This is a genomic window from Leisingera sp. ANG-M1 (assembly GCF_000813745.1).
Classification (GTDB): domain Bacteria; phylum Pseudomonadota; class Alphaproteobacteria; order Rhodobacterales; family Rhodobacteraceae; genus Leisingera.
The window spans coordinates 1-637 of record NZ_JWLC01000087.1 but is presented as its reverse complement, the minus strand read 5'-3'; the positions used below and the strand labels follow the sequence as shown (position 1 = coordinate 637).

General features: G+C 69.2%; 2 pseudogenes. Both read right to left on the bottom strand.

Annotated features, from left to right (window positions below):
* Nucleotides 1-245 (bottom strand): annotated as a pseudogene (locus RA19_RS25545) (phosphonate metabolism protein/1,5-bisphosphokinase (PRPP-forming) PhnN); the annotation flags it as partial.
* Nucleotides 242-637: pseudogene (locus tag RA19_RS25540) on the bottom strand (phosphonate C-P lyase system protein PhnL); the annotation flags it as partial. The pseudogenes RA19_RS25545 and RA19_RS25540, both read right to left, overlap by 4 nt.

Sequence of the window (637 nt, the reverse complement as noted above, 5' to 3'; positions counted from 1 at the left end):
CCGTAGTGCAGCCCATGCGCCTGCCAGTGCAGCGCAAAGACACCGCTTTCGGCCAGTGCCGAAAACTCCGCTTCGCTGACCGCCTGGTAGTCTTCCCCCCCGGCCTCCGGGGCGCGGGTGATCACCCGGCGCATCAGCCGCAGCTGGGGACAAGAGACCGCCAAGGCGGACATCAAACTGTCCTTGCCAACCCCGGACGGCCCAACCACGGCAATGACCGGACCTTTTTCAGCAGCGCCAGTCATGCCGCGGCCTTTGGCGAAAACCCCGAGACATCCACAAACCGGTCGCAGACCTGCGCCCGGGCAGCCTCGTCATGGAAAATGCCTATGATCGCCGCACCGCGCGCCTTGGCGCCTTCGATCAGCCCCAGCACGGTGGCGCGGTTCTGCGCATCCAGGCTCGCCGCCGGCCCCTCCAGCAGCAGCGCCGGATAGGGGTGGGCAAAGCCGCGCGCGATGTTCCCCCGCTGCTGCTCGCCGCCCGAGAAGGTGGTGGGGCTGAGCCCCCACAGCCGTTCCGGGATATTAAGCTGCGCCAGCAGAGAGGCCGCCTTGTCGCGGGCCTGCTCCTCCGGCGTGCCGACCGCCAGCAGCGGCTCCGCCACCACGTCCAGGCTGGGCACCCGCGGCACCAC